10 protein-coding genes are annotated in these 13824 nt (G+C 75.6%); all 10 read right to left on the bottom strand.

Annotation, left to right across the window (positions count from 1 at the left end; genetic code table 11):
• Positions 1 to 73 precede the first annotated feature (73 nt).
• Positions 74 to 1945: a xylan 1,4-beta-xylosidase gene (locus tag O7633_RS00560; protein WP_282325304.1), complete on the bottom strand. Its 1872-nt coding sequence runs from the start codon at positions 1943 to 1945 to the stop codon at positions 74 to 76.
• Positions 1942 to 3495: a glucoamylase family protein gene (locus O7633_RS00565; protein WP_282325305.1), complete on the bottom strand. Its 1554-nt coding sequence runs from the start codon at positions 3493 to 3495 to the stop codon at positions 1942 to 1944. The genes O7633_RS00560 and O7633_RS00565 overlap by 4 nt, the downstream gene beginning before the upstream one ends.
• A gap of 49 nt (positions 3496 to 3544) precedes the next feature.
• Positions 3545 to 4378 (bottom strand): carbohydrate ABC transporter permease, encoded by an 834-nt coding sequence (locus O7633_RS00570; RefSeq protein ID WP_246384590.1) that lies wholly within the window; start codon positions 4376 to 4378, stop codon positions 3545 to 3547.
• A gap of 10 nt (positions 4379 to 4388) precedes the next feature.
• Complete coding sequence (locus O7633_RS00575) at positions 4389 to 5381, bottom strand: sugar ABC transporter permease (protein WP_282325306.1); 993 nt, start codon at positions 5379 to 5381, stop codon at positions 4389 to 4391.
• Between the two features lies 1 nt (position 5382).
• The gene (locus tag O7633_RS00580) at positions 5383 to 6654 is read right to left on the bottom strand and encodes a sugar ABC transporter substrate-binding protein (RefSeq protein ID WP_282325307.1); all 1272 of its coding nucleotides are present in this window, start codon (positions 6652 to 6654) and stop codon (positions 5383 to 5385) included.
• Positions 6655 to 6690: 36 nt separating this feature from the next.
• Positions 6691 to 7827 (bottom strand): LacI family DNA-binding transcriptional regulator, encoded by a 1137-nt coding sequence (locus O7633_RS00585; RefSeq protein WP_282325308.1) that lies wholly within the window; start codon positions 7825 to 7827, stop codon positions 6691 to 6693.
• 242 nt (positions 7828 to 8069) lie between these two features.
• Positions 8070 to 9011, bottom strand: coding sequence for a hypothetical protein (locus tag O7633_RS00590; protein ID WP_282325309.1), 942 nt, complete (start codon positions 9009 to 9011; stop codon positions 8070 to 8072).
• A 209-nt stretch (positions 9012 to 9220) separates the two neighbouring features.
• The gene (locus tag O7633_RS00595; protein WP_282325310.1) at positions 9221 to 10954 is read right to left on the bottom strand and encodes an ABC transporter ATP-binding protein; all 1734 of its coding nucleotides are present in this window, start codon (positions 10952 to 10954) and stop codon (positions 9221 to 9223) included.
• A complete protein-coding gene (locus O7633_RS00600; RefSeq protein ID WP_282328704.1) occupies positions 10951 to 12732 on the bottom strand; it encodes an ABC transporter ATP-binding protein in 1782 nt (593 codons plus the stop codon). Before O7633_RS00600 ends, O7633_RS00595 begins: the two co-directional genes overlap by 4 nt.
• 125 nt (positions 12733 to 12857) lie before the next feature.
• The gene (locus tag O7633_RS00605; protein ID WP_282325311.1) at positions 12858 to 13754 is read right to left on the bottom strand and encodes an NAD(P)-binding domain-containing protein; all 897 of its coding nucleotides are present in this window, start codon (positions 13752 to 13754) and stop codon (positions 12858 to 12860) included.
• Positions 13755 to 13824: the final 70 nt, after the last annotated feature.

The following is a 13824-nucleotide window of genomic DNA, read 5'->3' on the forward strand; positions in this document are numbered from 1 at the left end:
GGGCCGGCGTCGTGGGTCGACGGCTCGGCCCGCCTCAGCCCGAGGCCACGGGCCGTCGGCTCAGCCCGTCGGCTCAGCCCGTCGGCTCAGGCGGCGTGAACTCGACGAGCACGACGCCCGGCTGGGGCACCAGCAGCTCCACCGTCGTCACCCCGCCGGCCACGTCCGGCTCGACGGGCTCCGCCGGCAGCGCGTCGGCGGCCCGCAGCGCGTCCCACTGCCCGTCGGTCGGCCAGTCGCCGACGCCGAGCCGGCCCGCGAGGGTGGTGACGTCGCCGTGCTCGCGGTCGAGCCGGGTCACCGTCACGCCGCCGCCCGGCCCGCCGGCCACGCTCAACCGGACCCGGCGGGCCAGCGCCGGGTCGCCGTCGCGCTTCGACTGGTCGAGCGTCGACACCCAGACCAGCACGGCGAGGCCGCCGTCGGCGTGCCGGCTCGCCCACGCCTGCACCAGGCCGTCCGCGCCGTCGCCGCAGGACCGCACCGGCAGCTCGGTGTCGCCGAGCCGGGCGAGCATCCGCAGGGCGTGGTAGCGGGGCTTGGCGATGCCGCCGACGGTGATCAGGCCGAACCCGCCGTGCAGCAGCCGGGGCGGCCGGCCCAGCTCCTCGAAGTGGTCGCTGGCCACCCAGTAGGACAGGGCGTCGACCCGCCCGGCGGCCGACCGCATGCCGCCGAGCAGGAACGTCGCCGCCGACGCGCCGTCGTTGACCGGGTGGAAGTGGGTGGGCGTGACGCCCCACTCCGTCCACAGCAGCCGGGCGTGCGGGAAGCCGAGCCGGCGCAGGGTGGGCCGCAGGTCCAGCGGCGGGCTGCCGTACGTGTGGGTGGAGACGAAGTCGACCGGCGCGCCCGTACGCGCGGCGTGTTCCAGCAGGGCGTCGACCCAGCCGGCGGCGGCCGACGACGGCCCGCCCACCGCGATGCGGTCGTCGACGTCCTTGACCGCGCGGGCGGTGACCTCGTACAGCCGCATCCACTCCTCGCGGGTGCCGGCCCAGAACACCTCCAGGTTGGCCTCGTTCCACACCTCGAAGTCCCAGCCGAGCACCGCCTCGCCGTACCGGTCGAGCAGGTGCGCGACGAGCGCGCGGACCAGCTCCGCCCAGCGGTCCCAGTCCTTCGGCGGCGAGATGCCCCCCCGGTAGGCGAACACCGTCCGCTCCGGGTCGCGGGCCAGGTCGCGGGGCATGAAGCCGATCTCCACGACCGGCCGCAGCCCGGCCGAGAGCAGCAGGTCGTAGACGCGGTCCACGCCGGTGAAGTCGTGCACCGGCCGGCCGTCGACCTCCCGGTAGACGCCCAGGTCGTCGTGCAGGATCGCGTGCGCCCGCACGGCCTCGACGCCCACCTCCGCGCGGACCCGGCGCAGCGCCGCCAGCAGCTCCGCCCCGATCTCCCGGCCGCCGCTGGTGTCGGCGCACAGCAGCTGCGACAGGCGCTCGCTGCCGATCATCGGCTGCCACGGCCGGTGCAGCGGCGTGCCCGGCGCGGCGGCGTCGACGCGCACGTCCACCGTCGGCGGCGGGCCGGCGGCGGCCGGCGACGCGGCGGCGACGACCGGGTCGCCCAGCGCGCCGGTGACGGTCACCTCGGGCACGGCGGCCACGGCGTACGCGTAGGGCCGGCCGGGCTCGCCGGTGGTGTCGACGTACCAGGTGTCGGGCACGGCGAGCACGTCGCCGCCCTGGTGGTCGACCGGGGCGAACGGGCCGGCGGGCCGCCCGTCGCGCAGCGGGGCCCGGTGTACCAGGTAGCCGACGGCGTCGGGCACCGGCGACCAGGACAGCCGCACGTGGCCCACCCCGGCGACCGCCGTCAGCCCGGCCGGCGGCGGCAGGTCCGGGATGCCTCCCGTCGCCCCCTGCTCGTCGCTGCGCCGCGCGATGCGCCGTGTCCAGTCGCCCCGGGCGTCGACGCCCGCGTCGTCCTGGCCGTCCCTCATCGCTGCTGCCCACCGTGCGGGAGGGAGAACTCCTCCATCCGCATCAGCGGCGCGACCCGCTGCTGCATCGGCCCCTGCGCGAACGGCCGGCGCAGCACGTCGTGGGCCAGGGCGTTGCCCAGCGCCGCCATCGTCATGCCCTGGTCCAGCGCCAGGTAGCGCTTCGACACCCGCCCGGTGGTCACGTCGACCGAGTCGTAGAACCCGCCCGGCCCGTACGCGTCGAAGTCCCGCCGCAGGTTCGCCAGGTTGCGCAGGGCGTCGTCCGGCGCGTAGCGCAGCGCCAGGAAGGACGCGTGCGGGGTGACCACGCCCCGGCCGTAGCCCGACGGCGGCGGCTGGGCGGGCCGGCACTCGCCGTACCCGGGGTCGACCGAGGTGCGCTCCTGGTCGGAGGTGTAGCCCGGTCCGTCCATGCCGAGCTGGTCCACGCCGTACTCCCGGTAGCCGCCGTCGGGGTCGTTGGCGGGGGAGAAGCCCCAGTAGCCGTACCCGGCCTCCCGCAGCCCGTGCTCGATCTGCGCCCGCACGTACGCCGGGTGGTTGACCGCCCAGCTATGCGGGCCCCACCGCTCCTCGGGCACGAACAGCGGCACCATCAGCGCCTCGAACATCGACCCGCCCCAGCTCGGCACGAGCTGCAACCCCCGGTAGCGGTAGGCGCCCTCGAACACCCGCACGCCCAGGTACGTGCGCCACTGGCCGACGGCCCGCTGTTCCGTCCACGCCCAGTCGCAGCCTTCCGGGTCGAACGTGCGGTAGGTGCCGAAGTAGTGCTCCGGCGGGATCTGCCCGGCGGCGATGCCGAGGTAGCTGGCGATGCGCGGCTCCGTGTTGAACGCGCCGTAGTGGTGGCAGGTGTAGAACACGTCCGGCCCGGTGCGGTAGTTGCCGGCCAGCGAGCAGCCCGGCGGCGGCTCGACCCAGAAGCCGCCGCGGATCTGCCGCTGCGCCGGGTCGTAGTAGTAGCCGAAGTCCATCCGGCGCAGCAGCGCGTCGGCGTGCCCCGCCAGCTCCGGCACCGCCTGCCGCACCACCGTCAGCGCCGTGGCGAGCCAGCCGTTGTCCACGCTGGACAGGAACGGGTGCACGGCGCTGCCGTCGACGGGCCAGGTGGTCAGCTTCGTGCCGGTGGCCGGGTCGTACCAGTTGTAGTACATGCCGGACGGCTCGTGGACCTCCAGCCGGCCCAGCGTGGCGAGGGTGCGGGCGATGCGGTCGCGGGCCTGGCCGGCGCTGACCAGGCCGGTCTCCCGGGCTGCCACGGTGCTCCACAGGTACGCGCCGACGTTGGTCGGCGACGTGTACCCGGCGCGGTCGGCCGGGTCGAGGTCGCCGCCGACGTTGTCGGCCGCCAGCCCGGTGCCCGGGTCGACCATGGCGGCCATCGACCGCCAGGTGTCGGCGGCGTACTGCCGCAGCGTGGCGGCCGGGGACCCGGCGGGCGCGGCTGTCGGCGGCGCGGCCGCGGCCGGCGGGGCGACGGCGGCGGTCAGCCCGAGGGCCAGCAGCACCGTCGCGGCGCGGAACGGATGGGACCTGGATCGCACGGGGAGGCTCCTCACTGGAGGACGGTCAGGTCAGGTGGGGCGGGCGGGCTCACTTCAGGCCGGTCGTGGCGATGCCCCGGACGAAGTGCCGTTGCAGCGCGACGAACACCAGCAGGACCGGCACGATGACGGCCACCGAGCCCGCCATCAGCAGCCCGTAGCGGGTGTTGTTCTCGCCGATGGCGTACAGGGCGAGCGCCACCGGCAGGGTGTACCGGTCCTCCGACTGCGCGACGACCAGCGGCCAGAGGAAGTTGTTCCACGACGACAGGAACGTCAGGATGCCGAGGGTGGCCAGGGCCGGCCCGCACAGCGGCAGCACGACCCGGGCGAAGATCCGCAGCTCGCCCGCGCCGTCGACCCGGGCCGCCTGGATCAGGTCGTCGGGCAGCCCGGTGATGAACTGGCGCATCAGGAACACCCCGAAGGGGCTGGCCAGCCACGGCAGGATCAGCCCGGCGTAGCTGTCCACCAGCCCCAGCCGGCTCACGAGCATGAACAGCGGCACGAAGGTGACCATGCCCGGCACCATCAGCATCCCGAGCACCAACGCGAACACCACGCGCCGGCCGGGGAACTCCAGCTTCGCCAGGGCGTAGCCGAGCATCGAGCAGAACACGAGGTTGCCCACGGTGACGGCGCCGGCCACCAGGACGCTGTTGAGGAAGAACGCCGGGAAGTCCAGCTCGGTGAACAGGTGCCGGTAGTTGTCGAGCGTGGGCGCCTCCGGCAGCCAGGTCGGCGGCGTCCGGCGGATCTCCGCGTCCGGCTTGACCGAGCCGAGCAGCATCCACACGAACGGGCCGACCAGGACGACGAGGCCGCCGGCCAGCACCCCGTACACCCAGGGCTGGCCCCGTCTGCGTCTCACGGTCGTCGGCACGGCGTCCTCCTCACGTCTTCGACCGCATCAGCCGGAACTGCGCGGCGGTGAGCCCGACGACGGCGACGAACAGCACGTACGCGATCGCCGCCGCGTAGCTGTAGTTGCCGAAGCCGAACTGCTGGTAGATGTAGAAGGCCACCGACAGGGTGCTGTCCAGCGGCCCGCCGCCCGTCATCACGAACGGCTCCTCGAAGAACTGGAGGTAGCCGATCCCGGTCACCACCCCGCCGAAGAGCAGCGTGGGCCGCAGCAGGGGCAGGGTGACGTGCCGGAACCGCGCCCAGGCCCCGCAGCCGTCGATGGCCGCCGCCTCGTGCAGCTCGCCGGGGATCGCCTGGAGGCCGGCGAGGAAGACCACCATCAGGAAGCCCATGTTCCGCCAGGCCGCCATCACCACCAGGGACGGCAGCGCCGTGCGGGTGTCGGACAGCCACGCCGGGCCGTCGACGCCGAGGCGGGCGAGCGCGGTGTTGACCAGACCGCTGTCGGGTTCGAGCAGGAACCGCCAGACCACGGCGACGGCGACGATGCTGGTGACCACCGGCAGGTAGTAGCCGACCCGGAAGAACGTGCGGAACCGGCTGATCCCCGCGTCGAGGGCGACGGCCGCGGCCAGCCCCAGCACCATCGTCAGCGGCACGCCGAGCAGCACGAACCACGCCGTGTTGGCGGCGGCCCGCCGCAGCGTCTCGTCGCCGAGCAGTCGCACGTAGTTGTCCACGCCCACCAGGTCGACCGCGAGCGGGTCCCGCAGGTCGGCGCTGCGCAGGTCGGTGAAGCTCATGGCGGCCGAGGCCAGCACGGGGCCCGCCATGAACACGGTGAAGATCAGCAGGAACGGCAGGGCCAGGCCCCACCCCGCGACCCGCTGCCGGCGGGTGACGCCGCGCCGGCCGGGCCGCCTGCCGGTGACGCCGCGCCGGCCGGGCCACCTGGCGTCGCGCCGGCCGGGCCGCGCGCCGCCGGTGGGGGCGGCCTGCCGCGCGAGGGCGGACGTCACCTCAGCTCCCGGTGCCGATGGCCGACGCCTTCGCCTGCATCTCCCGGGTGGCGGTGGCCGGGTCGGTCACGCCCCGCACCACCCGCTCGATGCCGTCGTCGATGACGTCGGCGACCTGCTCCCAGGTGGCCATCGCCGGCGGCGACTTGGCGTCGGCGAGTTGCGCGCCGAACGCCTTGAGCAGCGGGTCGTCGGCGAGCTTGCCCGACTGCCAGGTCGCCGTCACCGCCGGGAGGCTGCCCACCAGGTCGTAGAGCTTCTGCTGGGCGGCCGGCGAGGTGAGGTACCGGACGAACTTCCAGGCCGTGTCGCGGTTGTCGGCGTCCCGGTAGACCACCAGGTCCGCGCCGCCGATGAACGAGGTGCCGGCCTGCTCGCGGGGCATCGGCGCGACGTCCCACTTGCCCTCCAGCGCCGCGCCGCCCTGCTCGCGCAGGATGCTCATGTGCCAGGGGCCGGAGACGAACGCCCCGATGTCGCCGGAGACGAAGCCGCTCTCCTGCGCGCCCGGCGCGACCTGGCCCGGGGCGAGCCCCTGCCGGAAGAACGACGCGTAGTATTCCAGCGCCGTGCGCATCTGCGGGGTGTCCAGGGTGAACTTCCCGTCGGCCAGCACGTCGGCCCCGGCCTGCCAGGCGAACGGCAGGAACGACTGCCACGCGCCGGTGCCACCCGGTTGCAGCGAGATGCCCCACTTCGCCCCGCCGGTCTGCTTGAGCCCTCTGGCGAACGCGGTCAGCTCCTGCCAGTTGGCCGGCTTGCCGACCCCGGCCTTCGCCGCGAGGTCCGTGCGGTGGTAGATCAGCCGCGTCTCGACGTACCAGGGGACGCCGTAGGACGTGTCGTCGACCACCGTCGTGTCCCACGCGCCCGGGAAGAACGCGGCCCGGTCGAACAGCCCGGGGGGCGTCGGATCCAGGGCCCCGGTCTTGGCGAACTCGCCCATCCAGGTGGAGCCCATCATGCTCACGTCCGGCGTCTGCCGGCCCGCGATCGCGGTGGCGAGCTTGTCGTGGGCGGCGTCGAACGGGAACGCGGTGACGGTGACCTTGGCCCCCGGGTTGTCCCGGGTGAAGTCGTCGGCCAGGGCCTTCAGCTTCTCCCCCTCCGCGCCCATCGCCCAGACCGTGATCTCGCCGGTGGCCTTGCCCTCGGCGACCGCCCCGCCGGCCGCCGGCCCGCCGGGACCCGGCCCGCCGTCGTCGCGGCCGCAGCCGGTCACGCCCAGCGCGAGCGCGGCCACGAGCGCCGTCGCCTGTCTCCAGTGCCTCATTGCGCCTCCTGAGGGGGATGGGTCGCCACGGCCGGGTCACCGCGTGCTGCGGGCACCCGCCGCCGGACGGCGTCCGGCGGCCGTGGGGTCGTGCTCGGTGGTGGTGTGGTCGGTGGTGGGCCGGTGCCCGGTGGCGGGGCGGCGGGCGGTGGCGGTGCCGGCCCCGGTGGGCGCGGGGCAGCCGCAGCTGCGTCGCACGACGAGGTCGGTCGGGAGCACCAGGGCGGCGTCGGGGCCGCCGGCCTCGCCGGCCGCGGCCCGCAGCAGCAGCCGCGCGGTCCGCCCCGCCAGCTCGCGCACCGGCTGCCGGACGGTGGTCAGGGCCGGGCTGACGAGCGCGGCCATCGGGATGTCGTCGAAGCCGGTGACGACCAGGTCGGCGGGCACCCGCACGCCCCGGGCCGCCGCCCCGACGAGCATCCCGAGCGCGGTCTCGTCGTTGGCGCAGACCACGCCCCGGGGCGGGGCCGCCCGGCTGAGCAGCTGCTCGGCGGCGAACACCCCGTCGTGCTGTTCGAGGCCGACCCGCAGCGGCGCGCGGGGCGCCGGCAGGCCGAGCTGCCGGTGCGCGGCGCGGAACCCCTCCCACCGGCCGGTGACGTCGGGCGAGTTGCGGGGGTCGCCGACGAAGACCAGCCCGCGCAGCCCGTGGTCGGCCAGCAGGTGCCGCGTCAGGGCCGTCGCCGCGGCGACGTTCTCCGCGCGTACGGACGGCATGCCGGGCGGCCCCTCGCCGGCGAGCACCACGACGGGCACGAGTTTCGCCAGCTCCCGCAGCGTGTCGGGGGAGACGGTGCCGCCGAAGACGGCCAGCCCGTCGACCCGGCGGGCCATCTCCACGACCTCGGCGTCGGAGTCGTCGCGCAGGTGGGTGCAGAGGATGTGCACGCTGGTGCGGGTGTGCACCGCCTCGGCCTCGAAGCCCTGGATCAGCTCCGAGAAGTACGGGCCGGACAGCCCCGGGAACACCAGGCCGACCGCGCCGTGCCGGCCGGCGGCGAGGGCCCGGCCGAGGTGGTCGGGGCGGTAGCCGTGCTCCTCGATGGCCCGCTGTACCCGCCGCCGGGTCTCCTCCGACACCTGACCGACGCCGTTGGACACCCGGGAGACGGTGGCGACCGACACCCCGGCCAGCCGGGCGATCTCCCGGACCGTCAGCCGATCGTTGCCCATGGACTCCCTCGCTCCGCCGCACGCTCCTCGGTAACCGGTTTCAGAAACCGGTTACCGAGAACCATAGGCAACCGCCGATGACTCCACAACCCGAGGCGGTCCCTTCCCTGGCAGACGACCGGCCCGGATGGACGCTGTCCGCAGCCCGACGGTTGGCCACACCGAACGGGTGCCGCCGGAACACGCAGCGGGCCGGGGAGGAACGATCGGTCCTCCCCGGCCCGGGAAACGCGCCGGACGGGCTACAGCCCGAACCGCGCCTGGTGGATCCGGTGCTGCGCGGCACGGACGAAGAGCCGGAGCTCGCCGCCGTAGACGACCACCGCCGGCACCGAGCGCGCCCCGGCGGGGCCGGGCACGGTGGTCCAGCCGGCCCAGTCGCCGGTGCTGAGGTTGTAGCGGTTGGTGCGGACGGTGTTGCCGGTGCCCTGGGTGAACAGGTGCAGGTCGCCGCCGTAGATGGTGGTGGCGGGTGCCGACCTCGCCCCGGCGGTGCCGGGCACCGTGGTCCAGCCGGTCCAGGCGTTGGTGTCGAGGTTGTAGCGGTTGGTGCGGACGGTGTTGCCGGTGCCCTGGGTGAACAGGTGCAGGTCGCCGCCGTAGATGGTGGTGGCGGGTGCGGAGGTGGCTCCGGCGGTGCCGGGGACGGTGGTCCAGCCGGCCCAGGTGTTGGTGGAGGCGTTGTAGCGGTTGGTGCGTACGGTGCCGCCGGTGCCCTGGGTGAACAGGTGCAGGCTGCCGCCGTAGATGGTGGTGGCGGGTGCGGAGGTGGCTCCGGCGGTGCCGGGGACGGTGGTCCAGCCGGCCCAGGTGTTGGTGGAGGCGTTGTAGCGGTTGGTGCGTACCGTGCCGCCGGTGCCCTGGGTGAACAGGTGCAGGTCGCCGCCGTAGATGGTGGCGGCGGGTGCGGAGGTGGCCCCGGCGGCGCCGGGCACCGTGGCCCAACCCGACCACGTGTCGGTGGTGAGGTTGTAGCGGTCGACCCGGACGGCGTCGCCCGCACCCCGGGCGAACAGGTGCAGGTCGCCGCCGTAGACGGTGGCGGCGGGCCCCGACTTCGCCTTGGCGTCGCCGGGGACCGGGGCCCAGCCGGAGGCCGGCGGGAGCTGCGGTCGCCCCCAGTTCTGCGCCGGGGCCGCCGAGGCCGGTGCCGCGACCAGCGCGGTGGCCCCCACGACGGACACCAGCAGACGGCCCAGCGTTCTCGCTGGATGGGTCAGATGCACATGGGCTCCTTCGTGGACGATGGTTGCTGGACGATACCCGCCCCGGCGGGATCACCGGATGGTGCCGCCGGACGGTGTCCCGCCCGGGTGTGACGCGCCACGCGGCCCTCAGGTTTCACCCGGCGCGCAGGTGTTCCGGCTTCAGCGGGCGCGGCGGCCGGCGGGGCTCACGAGCCGTGCCAGGAGCGCCACAGGGACGCGTACACGCCGTCGGCGGCGACCAGCTCGTCGTGGCCGCCGATCTCGGTGATCCGGCCGTCCTCCAGCACCGCCACCCGGTCGGCGTCGTGCGCGGTGTTGAGCCGGTGCGCGATGGCGATGACGGTCCGCCCGGCGAGCACCGCCGCGAGCGCCCGTTCGGTGCGCCGGGCCGTCGTCGGGTCGAGCGCGGCGGTCGCCTCGTCGAGGATCAGCGTGTCGGGGTCGGCCAGCACCAGCCGGGCCAGCGCCAACTGCTGGGCCTCCGCCGCGCCGAGGCCCCTTGCGCCGTCGCCGAGCTGGGTGTCGAGGCCGTCGGGCAGGTCGGCGTGCCAGTCCGCGCCGACCGTGTCCAGGGCGGCGAGCATGCGCTCGTCGGTGGCGTCCGGCGCGGCGAACGCGAGGTTGTCGCGCAGCGAGCCGAGGAAGACGTGGTGCTCCTGCGTGACGAGCGCTATCCGGCGACGCCGCTCGGCCGGGTCCAGGTCGGTGACCGCGACACCGCCGAGGCTCACCACCCCCTCCTGCGGAGCGTCGATCCCGGCGAGCAGCCGGGCCAGGGTGGACTTCCCGGCCCCCGAGGGGCCGACGACGGCGAGGCGTTCCCCGGGCTCGACCGCCAGGTCGATGCCGTGCAGCACCTCGTGGCCCTCGGCGTACGAGAACCGCGCGCCCCGCACCACGAGCCGTCGCCCGTGCGGCGCGTCGGCCCGGCCGCGCGGCTCCGGTGGCACCAGCCCCACCCCGAGGACCCGGGCGAGCGAGGCGATGCCGCGCTGCGCCTGCTCGACCCACTGCAACAGCCGGTCCAGCGGGTCGATCGCCTGCTGGAGGTAGAGCGCGGCGGCGACCACCTCGCCGAGGCTGACCGTGCCGCGCGCCAGGAACACCCCGCCGACACCGAGCACGGCGGCGATCGGCAGCGCGTAGCTGCCCTCCACCCCGGGGAAGAACACCGACCGCAGCGCGAGCGTGGCCCGCCGCGCCGCCCACACCCCGGCGACGCGCCCGGTGCCGTGCGCGACGCGGTCGGCGCCCAGCCGCAGCGCCTCGACCGTGCGCGCGCCCTCCGCCGTGGTGGTCAGCGCCTCGGTCAGCTCCGCGGTCGCCGCCCCCTCGGCGAGGTAGGCGGGCCCGGCCCGGCGCAGGTACCAGCGGGTGACCGCCCAGATCGACGGCAGCCCGGCCAGCGCCACGAGCCCGAGCAGCGGATCGAGCAGGAACACGGCCGCGAACAGCAGCAGCAGGTGCGTCCCGGCGATGACGACCGTCGGCACGACCTCGCGCACGGTGGTGCCGACGGTCGTCACGTCGACCGAGCTGCGGGTGGCCAGGTCGCCGGTGCCGGCGTGCTCGACCACCGACACGGGCAGCGCGAGCATCCGGGTGACGAACTCCTCGCGCAGCCGGGCGACGGCCCGCTCGCCGAACCGGTGCCCCGCGTACTGCGCGTAGCGGGAGAGCAGGCCCTGGGCCAGCACGCAGGCGGCGATGGCCAGCGCCAGCCGGTCCACGGCGGCGACGCCCGCGCCGGTGGCGACCGCGTCGACGATCCGGCCGAGCAGCCACGGCACGCCGAGCCCGGCGACCGTCGCGGCGACGTGCAGCGCCAGCACGACCGCCACGGCCCGCCGGTCGCGCGCGATCAGGTCGAGGGCGGCCCGGCGTACGGCGGCCCGGCCCGCCACCGGGAGCTTCGTCACCGCCGCGCCCGCCCGGCCTCGACGGGCCCGTCGCCGGCGGCCCTGCCCTCGGGGGCCGCCCGGCCCCCGCCGGTCCGGTCCCCGACGGCCCCGGCGGGCCCGTTGACGGCGTCGCCGTCGGCGCGGGACACCAGAGCGCGGTAGCCCCGGTCGGTGGCGAGCAGGTCGGCGTGGGTGCCGGTGGCGACGACCCGGCCGGCGCTCAGGTGCGCGACCGTGTCGGCGTGCCCGAGCAGCAGCGGCGACGTGGCCAGCACGATCGTGGTGCGCCCGGCCCGGGCCGCGCGCAGGCGCTGCGCGATGCGCGCCTCGGTGTGGGCGTCCACGGCGGACGTCGGGTCGACGAGGATCAGCACCTCCGGCTCGGCCAGCAGGGCCCGGGCGAGGCGCACCCGCTGCCGTTGGCCGCCCGAGAGCGTGCGGGCCCGCGCCCCGACCGGGGTGTCGAGGCCGGCGGGCAGCGCGTCGGCCACGTCCTGCGCCGACGCGGCGTGCAGCGCGGCCCGGACGTCGGCGTCGTCGCGGGCGGGGCCGGTGCCGGCCTCGTCGTCGCAGGCCGTGGCGGGGCGCGCGGGGCCGCCCGCCGCCCGGCCGCGTAGGATCTCCCGCAGGGTGCCCGCGAAGAGGTACGCGTCGTGGTCGGCGACCAGGATCCGGGCGCGCACCTCGTCGAGGTCGACCCCGGCCAACGGCGCGTCGCCCCAGGTCACGTCGCTGGCGACGTACCGGCCGAGCCGGTCGGCCAGGGCCGCGGCCTCGGCGGGGTCGTCGGCGGCGACGCCCACCAGCCGGCCCGGCGGCACCACCAGCCCGGTGGCCGGGTCGCGCAGCTCGGCCGGCTGGCGCGGCGCGGTCGCGGTCACCGGCCCGCCCGCCCGGTCGGGGGCCAGCCGCAGCAGGCCGACGATGCGGCGGGCCGCGACTCGCCCCTGGATGAGCAGGTAGCCGCCCTCCAGCAGGAACCAGACCGGCACGACGAGGATGGCCGTGTAGCCGTAGACGGCGACGAGCTGCCCGACGGTGATGTCGCCGTTCGCCGCCGTCCGCGCCGCGAGCCACACCACGGCCGCGAGGAAGAGCCCCGGGATGGTGAGGGTCAGCGCGTCGATCCAGCTCGCCACCGCGCCCACCCGGTAGCCCTCGCCGAGCAGGGCCCGGGAACGGGCCGCGTACCGGCGGGCGAACAGGTGGCGACCGCCGACCCCGGCGAGCACCCGCAGGCCGGCGACGATGTCGTCGGCCCGGGTGGTCAGCTCGCCCTGCTGCTGCCGGTAGGCCGACTCCGCGCGTTCGAGCCGGCGCAGCAGCGGCCCGACGGACACCGCGATCGCCGGCACGCCCAGCAGCACCAGCGCCGCGAGCGGCGGATCCACCGACCAGAGCAGCACGGCGACGACCCCGTACGCGATGACCGCGCCCACCCCGGGGCCGCTGAGCGTCAGCACGTGCGAGGTGCGCACGATGTCGTACCCGCCGACGGTGGCGACGTCGCCCGCGGCCAGCCGGCGGGGGAGCACCGCGCCGACGTGGGCGAGCGCCCGCAGCAGCACCTCGGCGGAGCGGGCGCTGGCGTCCTCCCGGATGAACGTCATCGTGCGGTGCCGCATGATGCCCAGCCAGGCCAGCGCGAACCCGGCCGCCACGATCGCGGCGATCCACCACAGCAGCGCCCGGTGGTCGCCGGCGCGCAGGCCATCGTCGATGGCGCGGGCGACCAGGTAGGGGCGGACCGACAGCCCGACCATCCACACCGTCCCGAACAGGCTGCCGCGCAGCACCCGCCACGGCTGGCAGCGGATCAGCCACCAGATGTAGCGCAGCGGCCCCGACGTGTCGGGGACACCGGGCTCGGGGTGGGGGATCCGGAGAGGCACCGACCCAGGCTAACGACCGCTCTGCCCGATTACCGCCCCGTTTCGGGGCCCCGCCGGATGACCTCGATCATGCTGGCGAGCGCCTCGTCGCCGTGGCCGCCCTCGGCGCGTTCCCGCAGCAGGTCGCGGATCGGGACCATCACGTCGGGCCGGATCCCCTGGCTCTCGCTGGCCTGCACCATCTTGGCCAGGCCGAGCGCATTGAGCGCGACGGTGGACACGTCGGTCGCGTAGCGGCCCGCGTCGACGTGCCGGGCCGCCTGCCCGATGCCGGGCACCACCACGTGGGTGAGCCAGGACTCGGCGAACGGCGCGAGCGCCCCGGCCGGGACGCCCGCGCTGGCGAGCAACGCGAAGCCGTGCAGCGCCCCGGCGAACGACGACCACAGGATGCCGAGCAGCGCCAGGTCGTACAGGCTCGCCGTGCCCGGGTCCTCGCCGATGAAGACGCTGTTGCCGCCGAGGACCCGCAGCGTCGGCCCGTGCGCGTCGAACGCCGCCCGGGAGCCGCCGTAGAACAGCAGGGTCTGGGGCAGGCCGACGCCCGGCGGCACGGCCATGACGTACCCGTCGAGGTACTCCGCGCCCAGCGACCGCGCCCACCGCTGGGCGGCGCGGGCGTCGTCGGGCACGCCGGAGGTGAGGTTGACGACCACCCGGCCGCGCAGCGCGGCGCCCACCGGCTCCAGGATCTCGTACAGGGCCTGGTAGTCGGTCACGCAGACCACCAGGACGTCGCTCGCGGCGACCGCGTCCGCGACCGTCTCCGCGCGGCTCGCGCCCCGCCCGACGAGCGCGTCCGCCCGGGCCGCCGAGCGGTTCCACACCGTCGTGCGGTGGCCGGCCCTGAGGTACGCGTCGGCCAGCGCCGAACCCATCATTCCGAGGCCGATCACCGAGACGGGCACACAGTTTTCGTCGGTCATGTCTGTTCCCCCTCGCATTTTCGGGGAAAGCGTAGGACCGCTTTTCCGTGCGCCTCAAGCACTTACCGCA

Origin of the sequence: Micromonospora sp. WMMD712 (assembly GCF_029581295.1) — a bacterium.
Taxonomy (GTDB): domain Bacteria; phylum Actinomycetota; class Actinomycetes; order Mycobacteriales; family Micromonosporaceae; genus Micromonospora; species Micromonospora carbonacea.